Origin of the sequence: Aliidongia sp. (assembly GCF_035943795.1) — a bacterium.
Taxonomy (GTDB): domain Bacteria; phylum Pseudomonadota; class Alphaproteobacteria; order ATCC43930; family CGMCC-115725; genus Aliidongia.
This window is the reverse complement of record NZ_DASZBY010000116.1, coordinates 32,187-50,886: the sequence shown is the minus strand read 5'-3', so window position 1 is coordinate 50,886 and position 18,700 is coordinate 32,187. Positions and strand designations below refer to the sequence as shown.

The window sequence follows — 18,700 nt, the reverse complement described above, 5'->3', positions numbered from 1 at the left end:
GGCACATCATGGCCGACATCCGCCCGACGACCACCCCGATCACCCGGCGCCATCTGCTGACCGCGCTCGCCGCCGGGGCGGTCTCGATGCCGTTCATCGGCCGTGCCCGGGCCGCCGAAACGCTTTACATCAATACCTGGGGCGGTCCTTGGGAAGCGGCGGCGCGCGCCATCCTGTTCGACCCGTTCACCGCCGAGACCGGCATCGAGATCCGGACCATCTCACCGGTCTCCTTCGCCAAGCTGGCGGCCCAGACCCGGTCCGGCGTCTATGAATTCGACGTCACGACCCTGGGCGTGGCCGAACTGGGACGCGCCAACAAGGCGAACCTGATCGACGCCTATGACGAGACCAAGGTCCCGGCGGCCTCGCTCTGGCCGGGTGCGGTCACGCTGAACGGCATCAATTCCCACGCCTTCGCCAACATTATCGCCTATCGCAAGGACCATTTCCCGAACGGCGGGCCGAAGAGCTGGGCCGATTTCTGGGACACGGCAAAGTTCCCGGGCGCACGCTGCCTGCAGAACTATCCTGCGCGCGTGCTGGCCTTCGCGCTGATGGCCGACGGCGTGCCGGCCGACAAGCTGTTCCCCTACGACCTCGACCGGGCCTTCAAGTCGCTCGACCGGATCAAGAAGGACGTCCGGGTCTGGTGGAGCCAGAGCCCGCAGTCGCAACAGCTGCTGCGCGACGGCGAGGTCGAGATGATCGGCATGTGGAACACCAGCGCCCAGGCCATGGTCGACCAGAACCTGCCGGTCGAGCTGGTGTTCAACCAGGCGGTCATCGACGTCGCGACCTGGGTGGTGGCGCGCGGCACGCCCCGGGCCGAGAGCGCCTGGCGCTTCATCGAGTTCGCGGTAGCGCCGGAGCGCCTGGCCACGTTCGCAGCCAAGAACAATTACGGGCCGATGAACCCGGCCTCGTTCAAGTTCCTGCCGCCTGAGGTGGTCGCCCGGATGCCGACCTCGCCGGAGAACCTGGCGAAATCCGTCGTACTCGATGCCGAGAAGCTGCTGCCGCAGCTCGACGATATGGCGAAGCGCTTCGAGCAATGGCTGTCCACATGAGCCAAGCGCCGGCATTGCAGATCGAGGCCGCACCCCGGGCCGGGCGGCGACGCCTGTCGGCCCTGATGCGCGGCCCCTTCCTGCTTTACCTGCCGGCGTCCCTGTTCCTGACGGCGTTCTTCCTGGTGCCGCTGGCGCTCGTCGTCTGGATGAGCGTCAGCGAACCGACCTTCGGCGTCGCCAACTACACCGCGTTCTTCGCCTCCCACTATGATCTGGCCGTGCTTGGCCGGACGTTCCGCACCGCCTTCATCGTCACGATCGCGAGCCTGGTGCTGGCCTATCCGGTCGCCTATGTCGCGGCCCGCCGCGGCGGGGCGGTCAGCGCGTTCCTGCTGAGCATCGTCGCCCTCAGTTTCTGGACCAGCTTCCTGGTCCGCACCTATGCCTGGATGGTCATCCTGGGCGCGCGCGGGCCGGTCGTGGGGTTGCTGGTGGCGCTGGGCGTCAGCCCGCCGCCACGCCTGCTGTTCACGACCTTCGCCGCGACCTTCGCCATGGCCCATATGCTGGTGCCCTTCATGGTGCTGGCGCTCTACGCCGTCATGAAGCGGATCGACGAGGTGCACATGCGCGCCGCCCTCAGCCTGGGCGCGCGGCCGCTGCGCGCCTTCCTGACGGTCTATCTGCCGCAGAGCCTGCCGGGCGTCCTGAATGGTGCCACCCTCGTATTCATCACGTGCCTGGGATTCTACGTGACGCCGACCCTGATCGGCAGCCCGCAGGACAAGATGATCGCCGGCCGCATCGGCCAGGAGATCGAGGAGTTGCTGGATTTCGGCGCCGCGTCCGCGACCTCGATGATCCTGCTCGCCGCCGCGGTCGCCCTGTTCGTGCTCTATGACCGGCTGTTCGGCATCGAGAAGATGTGGAGGTGACATGGCGCGCTCCACGGTGACCCTGTCGCTGCTGATCGCGATCCTGCTCGCCGGCCCGATGTTCATCGTCGTGCCGATGTCGTTCAGCACCGCGCCGTCCCTGCAGTTTCCGCCGCCGGGATTCTGGCTGGGCTATTACCGGCACTTCTTCTCCGATCCCAACTGGACCGGGCCGGTGGTCAATAGTTTCCTGATCGGCGGCGGCACGATGGTGCTGGCGATGCTGCTGGGCGTGCCGGCCTCGTTCGCGCTGGTGCGCCACCAGTTCCGCTTCCGCGCCCTGTTCCGGCTGCTCGTACTGATGCCGCTGATCGTGCCGCACATCGTCATGGCGCTGGGCTATTACAGCTATTTCGGCTTGCTGGGCCTGGTCCAGAGCATGACCGGCGTCATCCTGGCCCATACCTGCCTGTCGATCCCGGTCGTGGTGCTGACCGTGACGTCGGCGCTGGTCAATTTCGACCGAAGGCTGGAGAACGCGGCGGCCAACCTCGGCGCGCGGCCGTTGACCACGTTTCGCCTGGTGACCTTCCCGGTGCTGCGCCCGGCCTTCCTGGTCGCCGCCCTGTTCGCGTTCATCCATTCGTTCGACGAAGCGGTGATCGCGATCTTCATCTCCGGCCGCGACAGCGCCACCCTGCCGCGCCAGATGTTCAACAGCTTCCAGATGGAGGCCGACCCGGCGATCTCCGCGGCCTCGTCGCTGCTGCTCGCCGCCGTCCTGGCCGTCATCGGCATGCAGCTCGCCGCGCGGCTGGTCCGGGCGAGACGGCCGCGGCACCCCGCTTGATCCGATTTGGAGCCTGCCCATGAACGCCGCCCGTTCGCTGACCCTCCGGTCGATCTCGAAAAGCTATGTCGCCGGCCAGAACGTGGTCGATGGCATCGACCTCGACGTGCAGCCGGGCGAGTTCGTGTCGTTCCTCGGCCCCTCCGGCTCGGGCAAGACGACGACCCTGATGATGATCGCCGGCTTCGAGCGGCCGACCGCGGGCGAGATCGGCATCGCCGGCCGGACCATCGACGCGGTCGAACCTTACGATCGGAACATCGGCATGGTGTTCCAGAACTACGCCCTGTTCCCGCACATGAGCGCCGCGCAGAACGTCGGGTTTCCGCTGCGCATGCGCCGCGTGCCCAAGGCCGATGCGGACCGCAAGGTCGCGGCCGCGCTGGCGATGATCGGCCTGTCGGAATTCGCGGCGCGCAAGCCGGCCGAACTGTCCGGCGGCCAGCAGCAGCGCGTGGCGCTCGCGCGGGCGCTGGTGTTCGAACCCGATCTGGTGCTGCTCGACGAGCCGCTGGGCGCGCTGGACAAGACCTTGCGCGAGCAGATGCAGATCGAGCTGAAGCGCATCCATCGCGAACTGGGCGTGACGATGATCTACGTCACCCACGACCAGACCGAGGCCATGGCCATGTCCGACCGGATCGCCGTGTTCAGCCAGGGGCGCATCGAGCAGATCGGGTCGCCGACCGAGGTTTATTTCACGCCGCGAACCAGCTTCGTCGCATCCTTCGTCGGCGACAGCAACCTGCTGCGCGGCCGGACCCTGGGCGACGGCGTGGTGGACGTGGAATGCCTGGGCACCATCGCGACCGGCGCACGCGATCTGCCGGCCGGCCGGGACGTCTCCATCCTCATCCGACCGGAAACGATCCGCATCCGGCCGGCGGCCACAGCGCCCTCCCCGACCGGCAGCACCATGCGGATCGAGGAAGTGGTCAACTATGGCGAAAGCTATCTGGTCGTCGGCCGCAAGGCCGGGCGCGACCTGCGCGTCCGGGTCCCGGGCATCGACATGCCCCCGGTCGCGCGCGGCGACGACTGCACCATCGAGTGGGATGCTGCCCGCGTGCACGTGATCTGAGGGACGGTCGATAGAAGGCGCGTGTGGGCCTCAGAGCGCCGCGCCCGGACCCGGCAAGCCGGCGCCAGGCGCCGTTTCGATCAGATGGCGCACCGCGGCATATTCCGGACCGGAGCCGTTCACGCTCAGGAATTCCTGGACCGAGAACTCCCGGGCGATCCCGCCCGACGATGCGTTCGGAATATGGCGGACCAGGGTCCGTCCCGCCGACGGATCGCGGACGACCTGCCAGCGATCCCCGTTCGAACTGCTGTAGGCCTCGTCGATCGAGAGCGCCATCGCCGGGGCCTCGCCCTGCACCGCCGGCTCGCAGACGACCAGGAACTTGACGAGCGTGGTCGCGCCGAAATTGGTGCTGATCGCGATGTCGGCGGCATCCCGGCCGCGGGCCATCAGCACCCGGCCGGTGCGCGGCGCGTTGTTGCGCGGATCGAACGTCTGCCACATCCCGCCGAGATAGGCCTCGAACCAGGCGCAGAAATCCATGGGCGCGTCGGTCGGCGGCAGGCCTGCGTCGCTGATGTATCCGGTGCAATACCGCGCCGGGATATTGAGGGCGCGGCACAGCGTGAGCGCCAGATGGGCATAGTCGCGGCAGACGCCCGAACGTTCCTGGTACGCCTCCCAGGCGGTGCGGGTCGGCCGGGCGCTCGCATAGCTGAAGGCGATGTGATGATGGACGAAGTCGCAGATCGCCTGAACCCGTTCGCGGCCGCCCTGCAGGTGGCCGAACATCTGCCAGGCAAGGTGGGACATCAGGTCCGTCTCGCAATACCGGCTGCCCAGCAGGAAGACGAGCGTATCGTCTGGCAGTTCCTCCACCGGGTGCTGCCAGCCGGCGGATGGCATGGTCTCCGGCTGGTCGGGCACGTCGAGCAAGGCTTCGGTCGACAGCGAAATGCGGCCAGGCGGCGCCAGGATCCGGCTGCACAGGTTGCCGAAACCGTCGCGGTATTGGGCGACCGGCACCGGCGGCTCCGTCTTCAGGACATCGGGGCTCAGCACCGCGTCCACGCGGGAGAAGTGGGTATTGAGCATCAGGATCATCGGCGTTGCGCAGGGGCAGTCGTAAACCAGCTCGTAGCCGACACGGAGTTTCATCTGACCGAACCTTTGCGGATTGAGCCCACGGCCCGCAGCGACGGCTGCGATATGGACCCCGCCATCAGAACCCGACTGCGGTCACCGGGTTCCGCAAGAATGCCCGCCGCGTCAGCGGAATAACGCGAGCCCTGTCCCCCCCGCTGCCAGCCTGTCCTGGCGGCAGCCCACAATCAGATGAATTTCCGGGCGGTCAATCCACCAAAAGAAGCATAGCCACGGACTATATCTCTCCATTTTGAATATATTTTCGCTTCTTCTAATATAGAAGAACAGGTAACAGAGATTTTTTACAGGATACGCGCAGCCAATTCATGGGTCGACGGGTTGTGCTGGTGTCGCCGTTCAGAGCGATCCAGACCCTCGGAGGAACGAACCCATGGCTCAGACCCATCATACCAAGGCCGCGGAACATCACGACGAAGCGGCGAAGTCCCATCGCAAGGCAGCCGAGCATCACGGCAAGGACGACAAGGACGCCGCGCACGAGCATTCGACCAAGGCCCATTCGCACTCCGAAGCCGCCCACAAAGCCTCGGGCAGTGCTCATGAAAAGAGCACCGCAGCGCGCGGCAAGAAGTAGTCGTCAGGCCGGGGCGAGCATTTCGCCCCGGCCTTGCCGCCCGGGAACTCCCCGCCCTGCCGCAGGGTTCACCTGTCTCCAGCGTTTTCCGCTTCAGCATCACGAGACATGACCCATGGCGAAGCCTGAAGACCAAGCCGCGCGGCCGGAGGATCGGTCGGGCCGGCTGACGGCCCGTCGAAACGGCAAGATGGCCGAATCCGCCCACGCCTATGTCCGCGGCAGCACCGTGAAATTCTACGAATGGCTCGAACAGGCGGACCGGTCCTCGTTGCCGGACGGACCGCCGGTCTGGATCTGCGGCGATTGCCACGTCGGCAATCTGGGGCCGGTCGCCAGTGCGGAAGGGCTGATCGATATCCAGATCCGCGACCTGGACCAGACCGTGATCGGCAATCCAGCGCATGACCTGGTCCGACTCGGCCTGTCGTTGGCGATGGCCGCCCGCGGTTCCGATCTGCCCGGCATCACGACCGCACATATGCTCGAGCAGATGATGGAAGGCTACGAGGAGGCGTTCGACGACGGTGACGCGACCGGGTCGGCGCCGGATCTGGTGAAACAGACCCTGCGGCGGGCCGCTGGACGGTCCTGGAAACATCTGGCGGACGAGCGCATCGAGGGCACCGAACCGACCATCCCGCTCGGCAAACGGTTCTGGCCGCTGGCTTCAGGCGAGAAGCACGCGATCCACCGATTGTTCGCCGAAGACGGCATGCACAAGCTCATGACATCACTGCGCCAGCGCGACGACACGGCCCCGATCAAGGTCATGGACGCCGCCTATTGGCAAAAGGGCTGCAGTTCGCTGGGGCTGATGCGGTTCGCCGTCCTGGTCGAGATCGGCAAGGGCAAGGACGCGCGCCATTGCCTGGTCGACGTCAAGGAAGCCATCGCCACCGCAGCACCGCGCCATCCGGGCGCCACCATGCCACGCGACAATGGTGAGCGCGTGGTCGAGGGCGCGCGGCACATGTCGCCCTTCCTGGGCGACCGAATGCTGGCCCGCCGCCTCATGGACAAGGCCGTGTTCATCCGGGAGTTGCTGCCGCAGGACCTGAAGCTGGATCTCGAGCGACTGACGCGGGAGGAGGCGATGAGCGTCGCCCGCTTCCTGTCGACCGTGGTCGGCCGCGCCCATGCGCGCCAGATGGGGACTTTGGACGGCAGCACCTGGCTGGCCGAGTTGCGGCGCAACCGCTCGAAGAGCCTCGACGCGCCCTCGTGGCTGTGGGCCAGCGTCGTCGATCTGGTCGCGACCCACGAGCGCGCCTATCTCGAGCATTGCCGGCGCTATGCGCTTGCCGCCTGACCGGACATAGCGCCGATGTCCGAGCGTCCCAAGGGCGGCGAGGCCCTGCAGCCGGGGGCGCACCCGCCGGTCGGCCGGACGGGTGCCGCTTCCGGTCAGCCACCGAGTGCGGCCGTTGCGGCGGCGCTCGTCCGCCGTCATGCCCAGGCGGAAAGCGAAACGCTCGTCCATCTGGCATCGAGCGATCGCCGCGCCGAGGAGATCGGCCGGGCCTTGCGGGGCCTGGCACCCCAGGCCGAGGCGCTGGTGCTGCCCCCTTGGGACTGCCTGCCCTACGACCGCGCGCCCCCGTCGCCCGACGTGATGGGGCGACGCATGAGCGTGCTGTCCGTGCTCACGCGCAAGCCGTCGCGACCGCTCGTCCTCGTCACCTCGCCGGACGCCATCGTCCAACGCCTGCCGCCTTCGTCGATCGTGAGCGACGCCTTCCTGACGCTCCGCCGGGGCCAATCGGTCGATCGGGATGCGCTAGCGGCATTCGCGGACGCGACCGGCTATCGGGGGGACAGCCGCGTCGACGAGCCGGGCGAGATCGCACTGTTCGGCGAGGTCATCGACATCTTTCCGGCGGATGCCGCGCGCCCGGTTCGCCTCTCGCTCGACGAGGCAGGCACCCTCGTCGAGCTGCGGCGCTACGATCCGGCGACGCAGCGGACCGAAGACGAAATCGAAGAATTGATCCTGGGGCCGGCCTCCGAACTGATCCTGTCGGGCGAAGCGGCCCGCGCTGCCGGGGATGAGCACCGTCTGGCGCAGGCCTATGGCGGGCTGCAGACGCTGTTTGACCTGATCCCCAAGCCCGCGTTCTCGCGAGATCCGGAAGCGCTGTCGCGCCTGCAGCTGGTCGGCGAGCAGATCGACGAAGCCTTCGATGCCCGCCGCACGCTGGGCGCCCGGGAAGAAAAGGCACCGCCGCCGAGCGACCTCTATCTGTCGAAAGAGGATTTGGCCGCGTCGTTGGAGCGATGGGCGGCGATTGACCTCGACCTGACAACCATCGAACCCGTCATCGGCCTTGCCACGCGGCGAAACCCGGGACGGGCCTTGTGCGAGCTGGTCGAGCGGCATCGGGCCGAAGGCCGGCGCGTCGTGCTGGCGGGCGTGGCCGCAGAGACGCGGGCGATGGCCAAGGCCGTGCGCCGGGGGCTGGATCTGGTCCCCGGCGAGGTCGAGAGCTGGGATGCTGCCTTGTCCCTCCCGGCAGGGTCGATCGCCGTGCTCGGCGCGGATCTCGAAGCCGGGTTCCTCGACGCCGGCCTGGATCTTCTGGTCGTCTCGGCATCGGACGTGTTCGGCGGACGCCTCGTCGACCGGGCGAGCGCGCGGCCGACCTTGGTCGCCGACCCCGATTTCCGGATCGACGACGTGGTGATCCACGAGGATCACGGCGTCGGCGTGCTGCGCGATCTGGAACTCGTCGAGGTGAATGGGACCGAGCGCGATCTGCTGCGCATCGAATATCATGGCGAAACCAGCGCGCTCGTGCCGATCGACGAGATCGGCCTCGTCTGGCGCTATGGGGCCGGGGCACATGCCGTCGGCCTGGATCGCCTGAAGGGCGATACCTGGCAGAAGCGCAAGGCGGAGGTCAGCCGGCAGATCGACGAGACGGCTCGCCATCTGGTGGCCCTGGCCAAGGCGCGGGCAGCGGCCTCCTGCCCGCCCATCGTGCCGCCCAGGGAGCCATTCGCTCGGTTCGTCGCTCGCTTCGCCTATCCCGAGACGCCCGACCAGGCGGCTGCGATCGAAGCCGTGCTCGATGACTTGGCCAGCGGGCGGCCGATGGATCGTCTGGTCTGCGGCGACGTCGGGTTCGGCAAGACGGAAGTCGCCTTGCGGGCCGCCGCCGCCGTGGCCCTGGGCGGCCGACAGGTGGCGATCGTGGCGCCGACCACCGTGCTGGCACGGCAGCATCTCCAGACCTTTCAGCGCCGTTTCGCCGGAACCGGCATCGAGGTCGCTCCGCTCTCTCGGCTCGTTTCGTCCACCGAGGCCCGGGCCGTCCGGGATGGCCTGGCGTCGGGCGCCGTGCGGATCGTGGTTGGCACCCATGCCGTGGCCGGAAAGAGCATCGCCTTCGCCGATCTGGGCCTGATGGTCATCGACGAGGAACAGAAGTTCGGCACGGCTGCGAAGGAGCGGCTGCACGCGTTGGCCGGACACGGGCACCTGCTGACCATGACCGCCACGCCCATTCCCAGGACCCTGCAATCCGCCCTGGTCGGGATCCAGGACGTCAGCGTCATCGCCAGCCCGCCGTCGCGCCGCCGCCCGATCCGTACTTTCCTCGTCCCGTTCGACGGCGCTACGGTCCGAACCGCGCTGCTGCGCGAAAAGCGGCGTGGCGGGCAGAGCTTCCTCGTCGTGCCGCGCATCGAGGACATCGACGCCATGGCCGGCCGGCTGAGGGAGCTGGTTCCGGAGCTGGCCGTGAAGATCGCCCATGGCGATCTGGCGGCAGAACAGGCGGATGAGGTCATGGTCGGGTTCGCCGACGGCGACGGCGACGTCCTGCTGGCGACGAACATCATCGAAAGCGGGCTCGACGTGCCCCGCGCCAACACCATGCTCGTCTGGCATCCCAACCGTTTCGGCTTGGCCCAGCTGCACCAGTTGCGCGGGCGGGTCGGGCGCGGCCGGAACCAAGGCATCGCCTATCTGCTGGCCGATCCCGACGAGGAGATGCCGGAGGCGACCCGTGCGCGGCTGTCGACGCTCGAGGCGTTCGACCGGCTGGGATCCGGTCTGGCGATCAGCGCCCGTGACCTGGACTTCCGCGGCGCCGGCGACCTGGTCGGCGAGGAGCAGGCCGGCCACGTGAAGCTGATCGGCGCGGCGCTTTATCAGCGGCTGCTGTCCCGCGCCATGGCCTTGGCGAAGGGCGAACGCGTCGAGACCGCGGCGAAACCCGTGCTGAACCTGGGCGAAGCCGGCGCCATCCCGACCGACTACGTGCCGGACGCGATTACTCGGATCAATCTCTATGCCCGCCTTGCCCGGATGGATGAGATCGGCGACATCGACGCGTTCGAGGAGGAGCTGGCGGACCGCTTCGGCACGCTGCCGGCCGCGGCATCGACCCTGCTCACCTGCACCCGCCTGCAAAGCCTGGCCGCCGCCGCCGGCGTCCGTCAGGTCGATGCGGGACCGAAGGGCATCGCGCTGACCCTGCCCAAGGCCATGGGCGCCGTCCTGAAGCGCATCCGGCCACTGGTCCCCGCCGCCCAGGCCAAGGAGGAACGCCTGGTCATCCCCGGGAACTTCGACGATTTCGATGCGCGCCTCACCACGGTCGAGCGGTTGCTGACGCGCCTGGCACCCTGAGCGCGCTCGTCGGAAATGACCTGGCTGCGGCCATGCCTGCCTACCCTAACCGGCCGTTCCTGCACGGTTCAGGTGGAGCGCGAAACCGGATGCCCCGAAATCTTCCAGGCCGGGACGGAGTTGCAGGTTCGGGATCAGATAGTCGCCGCCGTTCTGCCGACGATAGGGAATGGGCGAGGTCGTCGCGAGCGTCCGCATCCGCTCGCGCAGGCGTTTGGCAATGGGTTCGAAAGCGGCCTGGTCGAGACGATCGACCCGGTAGGCCACGAACGGCGGCAGCACGTCGTAACCCGGATAATAGAGAATCCCGTGGTTGATCGGGAACAGCAGGTCGTCGATCGGTCCGTTGATGCCGCGGGCGGAATAATGCGTCTCCCAGCCGCCGGTCGTGACCAGCAGCATGGCGCGCTTGCCGGCGAGGGTGCCTTCGCCGAAGCGGTCGCCCCAATGCCGATCGCTATGCTCGCCCACGCCATAGGCGAAGCCGTAGGCGTAGACGCGATCGACCCAGCCCTTGAGGATCGCCGGCATGCCGTACCACCACAGCGGAAACTGCAGGATCAGGACGTCGGCCCATAGGAGCTTCCCCTGTTCGGCCCGGACGTCGCCGGTCAGCGCGTCGGCGGCGAACGCCTCTCCGGAGGCCGCGGCAGGCTTGAATCGCGCATCCGGCGGCAGCGAGGGGAAGTCGGCTCGATCGACTTCGGACTTCCACCGATCGGCATAGAGGTCCGAAACCCGCACCTCGTGCCCTTGGTTCTGAAGTTCCGCAACGGCGATATCGCGGAGCGCACCATTGAGCGAGCGCGGTTCGGGATGGGCGAAGACGAGGAGGATTTTCATGGGTCACCGTCAAGGGAAACGACCCTCGAGGTAGGCAATGCCGACACGATCCGGTAGATAAGGATAATGCATAAGATCATGCCGAATAATGGATAGATCCGACGTCACGCTGGAGCGCATGCGGACCTTCATGCGCGTGGCGGAGCGCGGCAGCCTGTCGGCGGTCGCGCGCGAACTCGGCATCGGGCAATCGACGGTAACGCGCCAGTTGCGCGAACTCGAGGAAGCCCTCGGCGTGTCCTTGCTCAGCAGGACCACGCGGCGGGTCACGATGACCCACGAAGGCAGCCTCTATTACGCCAACTGCGTCCAGATCCTGCGCCTGGTCGAGCAGGCGGGCGAGGAAGCGCAGGGCACGCGCGGCGCGCCGGCCGGCACGGTCCGGATATCCTGCACAGCCGCGTTCGGCGTGTTGCACGCGAGCCGGATGATCTTCGCGTTTCAGGACCGCTACCCCGATATCGGGATCGACCTCAGCCTGACCGACGAGCGCATCGACCTCGTGCGCGAGGGCGTGGATATCGCGCTTCGCCTGGGTCCGATCCCCGACAGCTCCATGAAGTTGCGGGTCCTCGGACAAAGCCGGCGCCTGTTGGTCGCGGCACCGGACTATCTGGCCGTCCGCGGTCGGCCGATCGTCCCGCAGGATTTGTCGGGGCATGAGGGCATCAGGATGTCGAACGTGGCGGGCAGCGACACGATCGTCTTGCAGGGACCCGACGGCGAACGCCACGCGGTGCCATTCGGCGGACGCCTCCGGGTCGACCATGGGCTCGCCGCGCGCGATGCGCTCGTCGCCGGACGCGGCATTGCGCCGGCCCATCGATGGCTGGTCGACGATCTGGTGATCGCCGGCCGGCTCGAAGCGATCCTGCCGGATTATTCGCTGCCGTCCGTGCCGCTGAGCATGCTGATCGTTCCGGAGCGGACCGGCATCGCCCGGATCCGGCTGCTGGTCGACTTCCTGGTCGAGCGGATCGGCGACATGCCGGGAATCGAGAAACGATCGCTCGCGGATGCGGCTGGCGGATGAGGGAAGCCCCCCTGCCAGGGCGTTGCGCCGACCCGGAAGGGGGTCTGGCCCGCTGCGCGGAGATCGCGAACACCCATTGCGCACCTTACCGGACACCGTGCCGACGCCGCATCTGGGCTACGGCACCGCCGAGGTCTATCGTGTCTCCTTCGAGCAAGGCATTGAAATGCGCTTGCGTTCCTGGATGGCGCGCCCATCCGCGTTCTGGATATCGGACAGGCAAGCTGACATGAGCCAACAGACGATCGACGCCGCCGTGAAACTGCTGGTGGCGGCCCGCCGCACCGGCGACTGGCTTGAAGCACTGCCGCCGGAAGCGAAGCCCGCGGACCTGGCCGAGGCGCATGCGATCCAGGATGCGACTGCAGCGGCACTCGGCGACACGATCGCGGGCTGGAAGGTCGCCCTTCCCCAAGGCCAGGTGACGCGCGGCATCATCCTCGGTTCGTGCCTGTTGGAAAGCCCCGCGACCAAGCAGGCAAGCCAGGTGCCCCTGCTGGGCATCGAAGGGGAAATCGGCTTCCGGTTCGACCGCGCCCTGCCCTCGCGGGACCAGGAATACGGCCGTGAAGAGGTGATGGCGGCCGTGACCGCCCTGGTCGGCATCGAGGTCGTCGCATCCCGCTTCCGCAATTATCCGGACGTTCCCGTGCTGGACCGTACGGCGGACTGCATGTCGAACGGCGTCTATGTCGTCGGCACCGTGCGGCCGGATTGGCGGGACCATGCGCTCGCCGATCTGGAGGTGACCCTGGCGATCAACGGCGAAACGGTCGTGCGCAAGCGGGGCGAGCATCCGACCGGCGACCCGCTGCTGCCGGCCGTAGCACTGGTAAACGAACTGCGCAAGTCGACGGGCGTGAAGGCGGGCCAGGTCATCACGACCGGAACGTGCACCGGCATGCCGTTCGCCAAACCGGGCGACCATGTGACGGTCACCTTCACCGATTTCGGCACCGCGGAAATCGACCTCCCCGCCTGAACGCGAGGTTCGCGAATTGAAGAAACTGGTGAACGATCCTCGCGCCGTCGTGCGCGAGCTGCTGGAGGGGCAAGCCGACCTGCATCCGGGCCAGGCCCTGCTCGAAACCGAGAACGTCATCGTCCGGGCGGACCTGCCGCCCTCCGCCCAGCGGCAGGTGGCGCTGATCTCGGGCGGCGGCAGCGGGCATGAGCCGGCCCATACCGGCTATGTCGGCGCCGGGATGCTTCACGCGGCAGTGGCGGGCGACGTCTTCACGTCGCCCAGCGTCGATGCCGTGCTGTCGGCCATCCGCGCCGTCGCCGGTCCGGCCGGCGCCATCCTGATCGTCAAGAACTACACCGGCGACCGGCTGAACTTCGGCCTCGCCGCCGAACTGGCGAGCGCCGAGGGCATCCCGACGGATGTCGTGGTCGTGGCCGACGACGTGGCACTACGCGACACGGTCGAGCCGGCTCGTCGCCGCGGTATCGCCGGCACCGTGCTGATCCACAAGATCGCCGGTGCCGCCTCGGCCGCCGGCCTGTCCCGCGCAGAGGTGAAGCACATCGCCGAAGCGGCCGCCGGCGCCCTGGGCTCGATGGGCGTGTCGCTGGGCGCCTGCACCGTGCCGGCGGTCGGAACCCCCGGCTTCACGCTCGGCGAGGACGAGATCGAGCTCGGCCTCGGCATCCACGGCGAACGCGGCGTCGAACGGACCAAGGCCCTGCCGGCCGACGCGATCGTCGACCGGCTGGTGACGACCCTGGTCGAGGATCGCCGTCTCAGCGCCGGCGCCCGGATCGCCCTGCTGGTCAACAACCTGGGCGGAACGCCGCCGATGGAGCTGGCGATCGTCGCCCGCCGGGCGCTCAGCGAACTGCGGCGACGGGGGATCACCGTCGAGCGGGCATTTGCCGGCACCTACATGACCGCACTCGAAATGCCGGGCTGCTCGCTGTCGGTGCTGTCGCTCGACGATGCGCGCCTTGCCCTGCTGGATGCCCCGACCCTGGCGCCGGCCTGGGTCGGCGACGGCCGCGTGCCGGCTACGCGACAAATGCGTCCTGTTCCGGCATCTGCGGAGACCATCGGCGATTTCCCGAAGGTCGCGGGCGCCGGGCGAATCCGGGACTTCGTCGCGGCCGCAGCCCAAGCCCTGCTGGCGGCGGAAGACCATCTGACCGCGCTCGACAGCGCCGCGGGTGATGGCGACCTGGGCATCAGCATGCGGCGCGGCGCGGAAGCGCTTCTGGCCCTTCCCGACAGCACCTGGGTCAGCGCGCCGGCGGCATTGTGCGAGATCGGCGGTACTTTGCGCCGCGCGATCGCGGGCAGTTCGGGACCATTCTACGCGACGGCCCTGATCCGCGCCGCCCGCACCCTGCCGCGCGCGACGGCACCGACACAAGGCGACTGGGCCAAGGCCTTCCGGGCCGGCCTCGATGCGATCAAGGAACTGGGCGGCGCCACCGCCGGCGACAGGACGATGATCGATGCCCTGCAGCCGGCCGTGGATACCTTTGAGGCCCGTGTTGCCGAGGGTCCGACCATGGCGCTGGGTGCGGCGGCCATGGCAGCGAAGCAGGGGGCCGATGCGACGGCCGCCATGAGCCCGCGCCTGGGGCGTGCCCAATACCTGGGCCATCGGGCCGTGGGGACCGTCGATGGCGGGGCCGCGGCGGTCGCCATCTGGCTGGGCGCGCTGGCCTCGGCATCTCGTTCGTAGGCGAGCTCAAGCAAAGGAAGCCGGAGGCAATGGCCGAGACCGAGACCAGCAAAAAATTTCGACGCCATCGTCGGCTCAGGAATTGAGAGCCCGAAGCACTGCCGGCTCCGTCAGGCGGATATGACGCAGGCTGGAGAACGCGATCAATCGGTCGCGCTCGAATTGGGATAGGGTGCGCGAGACGGTCTCGATCGTCAGCCCCAGATAGTCCGCGATGTCCTGGCGCGCCATTTCCAGCATGACAGTGTCGGTATCGGTCGAATGGGTTGCCCATTCGACCAGGAACGCCGCCACCTTCTCGACCGCACTGCGCCGACCCAGCAGCAGCGCATGAACCTGGGCGCGTGCCAGGCTCCGCATCGCATAGGAAAACAGGTCGAGGGACAGGCCGGTATCCTTCGAGGCCGACGCTTCGAGACTGCGGCGGCGGTATGAGACCACCGTGCAATCGCAGACCGCCTCGCTGGAGAAGCTGTAGTCGGCCCCCGCTTCCACGCCGAAGACGTCGCCTGCGACATGGAAGGCGTCGATCAGCCGGCGGCCGTCGCGGAGGAACTTGCAGGTTCTGACGACACCGGACACGACCTTGAACAGCGCGTCGGCAGCATCGCCCTCGCCATAGATGCCCTGGTCCTGCACGAAATGCAGCACGGGCCCGACGGTGGACAGGCCGGTCTCCATTGTCCAGGGCGTCCGCGCTGCCGCCGTCTGAACGGCGATAGCGGGACGATCCGTCGGGAACGCAAAGGCTAGGGACATCGAAATCTCCTGGAAGACGTCACGCGATGCGCTCTTTGTCTGCCGGGAGAGGCCGATCGGATATTGTGTTTGATCCTACGGGATTCTACGTACGCGCCCGTCAGATCGACGGGGCCGGATGGCCGAGCACTTCATGAATGCTGTCGACCAGCGCGCCGTTCAGGAACGGCTTTTCCAGCACATGCCGCACCCCGGCCAGAACGGCGCGGCGACGCAGGCTGTCGGTGACATGGCTCGTCATGAGGATGATGGGCCCTTGAAAACCCTGCTCCACCAGGCGATCCAGCACCGAGCGGCCGTTCGTCAGCGGCATCTTGTCCTCGATCACGAGGCAATCCGCCCGAGGCAGGTCGGGATGGGCTGCCAGTTCCAGTCCGCTTGCGCAGAGGTGAACCACGAAGCCTTCGACTTCGAGCACGAATTTTAGGGCTTGGCGGACGGCCAGATCGCTGTCGACGACGAAGACGACGTCCTGTCTTGAGGTCATTGCCCTGGGCTCCGTCGGCTCTCCCGAGCCCTTTTTGTGAAGATGCAGAACGTCGACCGTACGAGCGAATTGCCGCGGGCGCTTTGATGTGGCGCAAAAACCGGGGATCAGCCGGACGGCAACAGTCCCGCGATCAGCGACATGCGCACCAGCTCGGACAGGCTGGTCGCTCCCATCTTGGTCATCAGGCTTGCGCGATGAACCTCGACCGTTCTGGCGCTGAGACCCAGGTCATAGGCGATGGTCTTGTTCGGATGGCCCGCCAGCAACCCGTCCAGCACCTCACGCTCCCGGGTCGAGAGCGACTTCAGCTTCGCCTGGGTCTGGGCGATCTCGGTCTCGCGATAGCCGGTCTTGTCATAAAGGTCGAGGGCAGCGCGGATCGCCGACAGGATCAGGTCATCGTCGAACGGCTTTTCGATGAAGTCCACGGCTCCCGCCTTCATCGCCTCCACCGCCAGAGAGACGTCGGCGTGGCCGGTCATGATGATCATCGGCAGCGTGACGCCCAGTGTTTTCAGCCGACGCTGCAGCTCCAGCCCGTCCATGCCCGGCATCCGCACGTCGCTGACGATGCAGCCCGGCTGCAGCGATGGCAGCGCGTCCAGAAAGGCCACTGCCGATTCATGAACGCGTACCGCCAGGCCGGCACTGCTCAGCAGGAACGCCACCGCCTGGCGCACGCCCTCGTCGTCGTCGATCAGATGCACCACCGCGCTACTCGCCATCTACCGCGCCCTCCTCGCCGACCGTGCGGAGCGTCAGATGGAATGCCGTGCCGCCACCCGGGTTGGGTTCGGCCCAGATCCGGCCGCCATGGGCCTCGATAATCGTGCGGGAAATCGACAATCCGACCCCCATGCCTTGTCGTTTGGTGGTGACGAACGGTTTGAACAGCTGCTGAGCCACGTCGGGCGCGATGCCGGGGCCGGTATCCACCACGCTGATCTCGACGGTTTCGTCATCGAGTTTGCGGGTGGATATCGTCAGCTGCCGTACCGTGGTTTCCTGCATCGCCTCGACCGCGTTGCGAATGAGGTTGAGCAGCACCTGCTGGATCTGGACCTTGTCGGCGAGCACGGACTCGACCCGATCGTCGAACGCCAGCGATGTCCGAACCCCGGTTTCCTTGACACCGATCAGGGCGAGCGCGCTCGCCTCCTCGATCAGCTTGGCCAAGTTCTCGACCTGCCGCTCGCTTTCGCCCCGCGCCACGAATTCGCGCAGCCGGCGGATGATCTGCCCCGCCCTGAGCGCCTGCTCTGCCGCCCGGTCGATCGCATCGCGCACCGCCGGCAGATCGTCCGGCTGGTTGCCGTCGAGCAGCCGCCCGCAGCCCTTCAGATAGCTGGCGACCGCCGTCAGCGGCTGATTGAGTTCGTGGGCGAGCGTCGAGGCCATCTCGCCCAGAGCCGTGAAGCGCGACATGTGGATGACGCCGGCCTGTAGCTCCTGCAACCGGCGCTGGGTCTGCTGCCGCTCGGTCAGGTCGCGCACGAAGCCGGTAAAGAAGCGCCGATCGCCCGACCGCATCTCGCCGACCGACAGCTCCATCGGAAAGGTCGAGCCGTCCCTGCGCTGGCCCACGACCAGGCGGCCGAGCCCGATGATGCGGCGCTCGCCGGTGGTCATGTAGTGATCGAGGTAACCGTCATGCTGCTTCTTATAGGGCTCGGGCATCAGGATGCTGACGTTCCGGCCGATCGCCTCTGCTGCGGTATAGCCGAACAGCCGCTCGGCCGTGGCGCTGAACGACTGCATGATGCCCACCGTGTCGATGACGACCATGGCATCGGGCACGGTATCCAGCACCGACTGCAGATGGGCTTCGCGCTCGGCGAGCGCGGTCAGCGACCGCTTGGCGGCGGTGATGTCGCGCGCGACCTTGGCGACACCCAGGAAGTGGCTGTCATTGTCCCAGACCGGCGAGACGGTCAGCGAGACGTCGATGATCTGGCCGTCCTTCCGGCGCCGGCGCGTTTCGAAATGGTCGACCCGCTCGCCGCGCCGGATGCGGTCGAGGATGGCGGCAGTCTCGTCCTCCTGCCCCGGCGGCATCAGGATCGAGATCGAGCTGCCGATCATCTCGGCGGCGGAATAGCCGAAAATAGTCTCGGCGCTACGGTTCCAATCGGTGACGATGCCGTCGAGCGTCTTGCCGATGATGGCATCGTCCGACGAGGCGACGATCGCGGCCAGCCGGCTGTTGGCCAGCTCGACCGCCTTGCGCCGCGCGATTTCGATCAGGATGCCCCGGCTCTCGACCGGATGATCGCCATCGGCGAAAGGGCGCCCCCGCATGCGAAGCCAGCGGCCCGAGTCATCGTCGACGACGATGCGGAAATCAATGTCGTGTTCCTGGCCATCCCGAACGCCCGCCTGCAAGGCGCGATCGACGCCCTCACGGTCGTCCGGGTGGACATGCGCCAGAAATTCCTGGAATTGCAGGGACGATCGGCGGGCCCCCAGCAAGCCGCGGGAGCGCCCGGACAGGCGGATCGTGCCGCTGGCGAAGTCCCAATGCCATGTCCCGGTCCCGCCCGCCTCGAGCGCGAGCTGACTCTCTTTGTCCTCATCGACCGGCATCGAGGGATCCAGGGGTTTCGAGGCCAATATCGTGCTCCGATCGCGAAAACATGTGAGCGCATGCGGAACGTCGCATCCTTGTAGCACGTGCGGGTACCCGCCGCGGCGGCACATCTCCTTGATCCGGATCAAGGACAGGCGATTGCCGCCGGCGCCTTCATGA

At 67.4% G+C, this 18,700-nt stretch carries 16 protein-coding genes; 10 read left to right on the top strand and 6 right to left on the bottom strand.

The window, feature by feature from the left end; translation table 11 throughout:
• Positions 1-8 precede the first annotated feature (8 nt).
• The 4 genes from VGV37_RS22725 to VGV37_RS22710 are packed head-to-tail and all read left to right on the top strand — an operon-like array spanning position 9 to position 3,819.
• Positions 9-1,070: an ABC transporter substrate-binding protein gene (locus VGV37_RS22725; protein ID WP_326882055.1), complete on the top strand. Its 1,062-nt coding sequence runs from the start codon at positions 9-11 to the stop codon at positions 1,068-1,070.
• Positions 1,067-1,948: an ABC transporter permease gene (locus tag VGV37_RS22720; RefSeq protein WP_326882053.1), complete on the top strand. Its 882-nt coding sequence runs from the start codon at positions 1,067-1,069 to the stop codon at positions 1,946-1,948. The genes VGV37_RS22725 and VGV37_RS22720 overlap by 4 nt, the downstream gene beginning before the upstream one ends.
• Position 1,949: 1 nt before the next feature.
• Entirely contained in the window at positions 1,950-2,738 is a 789-nt protein-coding gene (locus VGV37_RS22715; RefSeq protein ID WP_326882052.1) for an ABC transporter permease, read from the top strand.
• A gap of 19 nt (positions 2,739-2,757) precedes the next feature.
• Positions 2,758-3,819 carry an ABC transporter ATP-binding protein gene (locus tag VGV37_RS22710; RefSeq protein ID WP_326882051.1) on the top strand — a complete coding sequence of 354 codons (1,062 nt, stop codon included), beginning with the start codon at positions 2,758-2,760 and terminating at the stop codon, positions 3,817-3,819.
• A 30-nt stretch (positions 3,820-3,849) separates the two neighbouring features.
• On the opposite strand, the gene VGV37_RS22705 is transcribed toward VGV37_RS22710, so the two are convergent.
• Positions 3,850-4,920, bottom strand: coding sequence for a transglutaminase family protein (locus tag VGV37_RS22705; RefSeq protein ID WP_326882050.1), 1,071 nt, complete (start codon positions 4,918-4,920; stop codon positions 3,850-3,852).
• A 379-nt stretch (positions 4,921-5,299) separates the two neighbouring features.
• Between VGV37_RS22705 and VGV37_RS22700 the strand changes: the two genes are divergently transcribed.
• From VGV37_RS22700 to VGV37_RS22690, 3 genes are all read left to right on the top strand, one after another.
• On the top strand, positions 5,300-5,503 hold the full coding sequence (locus VGV37_RS22700) for a hypothetical protein (protein WP_326882049.1): 204 nt from the start codon (positions 5,300-5,302) through the stop codon (positions 5,501-5,503).
• 115 nt (positions 5,504-5,618) lie between these two features.
• Positions 5,619-6,815 (top strand): DUF2252 family protein, encoded by a 1,197-nt coding sequence (locus VGV37_RS22695; protein ID WP_326882048.1) that lies wholly within the window; start codon positions 5,619-5,621, stop codon positions 6,813-6,815.
• Between the two features lie 15 nt (positions 6,816-6,830).
• The gene (locus VGV37_RS22690) at positions 6,831-10,139 is read left to right on the top strand and encodes a DEAD/DEAH box helicase (RefSeq protein WP_326882047.1); all 3,309 of its coding nucleotides are present in this window, start codon (positions 6,831-6,833) and stop codon (positions 10,137-10,139) included.
• A 45-nt stretch (positions 10,140-10,184) separates the two neighbouring features.
• On the opposite strand, the gene VGV37_RS22685 is transcribed toward VGV37_RS22690, so the two are convergent.
• Positions 10,185-10,982 carry an NAD(P)H-dependent oxidoreductase gene (locus tag VGV37_RS22685; RefSeq protein ID WP_326882046.1) on the bottom strand — a complete coding sequence of 266 codons (798 nt, stop codon included), beginning with the start codon at positions 10,980-10,982 and terminating at the stop codon, positions 10,185-10,187.
• A gap of 88 nt (positions 10,983-11,070) precedes the next feature.
• Here VGV37_RS22685 and VGV37_RS22680 point away from each other — a divergent pair, with 88 nt between their 5' ends.
• The 3 genes from VGV37_RS22680 to VGV37_RS22670 all read left to right on the top strand — a co-directional run bounded on the left by VGV37_RS22680 (position 11,071) and on the right by VGV37_RS22670 (position 14,705).
• On the top strand, positions 11,071-12,015 hold the full coding sequence (locus tag VGV37_RS22680; RefSeq protein ID WP_326882045.1) for a LysR family transcriptional regulator: 945 nt from the start codon (positions 11,071-11,073) through the stop codon (positions 12,013-12,015).
• A gap of 229 nt (positions 12,016-12,244) precedes the next feature.
• Positions 12,245-12,997, top strand: a complete 753-nt coding sequence (locus VGV37_RS22675; protein WP_326882044.1) for a 2-keto-4-pentenoate hydratase — start codon at positions 12,245-12,247, stop codon at positions 12,995-12,997.
• Positions 12,998-13,025: 28 nt separating this feature from the next.
• A complete protein-coding gene (locus tag VGV37_RS22670) occupies positions 13,026-14,705 on the top strand; it encodes a dihydroxyacetone kinase family protein (RefSeq protein WP_326882043.1) in 1,680 nt (559 codons plus the stop codon).
• A gap of 75 nt (positions 14,706-14,780) precedes the next feature.
• Here the strand turns inward: VGV37_RS22670 and VGV37_RS22665 are convergent, their stop codons facing one another.
• The 4 genes from VGV37_RS22665 to VGV37_RS22650 form a co-directional block, all read right to left on the bottom strand.
• A complete protein-coding gene (locus VGV37_RS22665) occupies positions 14,781-15,464 on the bottom strand; it encodes a helix-turn-helix domain-containing protein (protein WP_326882042.1) in 684 nt (227 codons plus the stop codon).
• A gap of 100 nt (positions 15,465-15,564) precedes the next feature.
• On the bottom strand, positions 15,565-15,951 hold the full coding sequence (locus tag VGV37_RS22660) for a response regulator transcription factor (protein WP_326882041.1): 387 nt from the start codon (positions 15,949-15,951) through the stop codon (positions 15,565-15,567).
• 107 nt (positions 15,952-16,058) lie between these two features.
• The gene (fixJ, locus tag VGV37_RS22655) at positions 16,059-16,679 is read right to left on the bottom strand and encodes a response regulator FixJ (protein ID WP_326882040.1); all 621 of its coding nucleotides are present in this window, start codon (positions 16,677-16,679) and stop codon (positions 16,059-16,061) included.
• Positions 16,669-18,537 (bottom strand): PAS domain S-box protein, encoded by a 1,869-nt coding sequence (locus VGV37_RS22650; RefSeq protein ID WP_326882039.1) that lies wholly within the window; start codon positions 18,535-18,537, stop codon positions 16,669-16,671. The genes fixJ and VGV37_RS22650 overlap by 11 nt, the downstream gene beginning before the upstream one ends.
• Positions 18,538-18,700: the final 163 nt, after the last annotated feature.